This is a genomic window from Rhizobium ecuadorense (assembly GCF_001187535.1).
GTDB classification, from domain to species: Bacteria; Pseudomonadota; Alphaproteobacteria; order Rhizobiales; family Rhizobiaceae; genus Rhizobium; species Rhizobium ecuadorense.
Genome location: NZ_LFIO01001211.1, coordinates 1 through 236 on the forward strand (window position 1 = coordinate 1; position 236 = coordinate 236).

A 236-nucleotide genomic window follows, 5' to 3' on the forward strand; every position below is an offset into this window, starting at 1 on the left:
AACCACAGGATGACGAGCGGGATCATCGCCAGATGCGGAATGGTGCGCAGCATCTGCAGCGTCGTATCGGTCAGTTGTTCCGAAATGCGCGATACACCGTTGGCGATGCCGAGCAGGAAACCGATCGAGCCGCCGACGAGAAGGCCGGCAAAGGCGCGGCCGGCGCTCTGGGAACCCAGCTGCGCAAGTCAGGAACAAGGCTTGGCAAGATCGTCAGACTGTCTGCACGCAAGCCG

General features: G+C 61.9%; 1 pseudogene. It reads right to left on the bottom strand.

From position 1 onward, the window contains the following. Positions 1-167: pseudogene (locus tag AF337_RS40855) on the bottom strand (ABC transporter permease); the annotation flags it as partial. Positions 168-236: the final 69 nt, after the last annotated feature.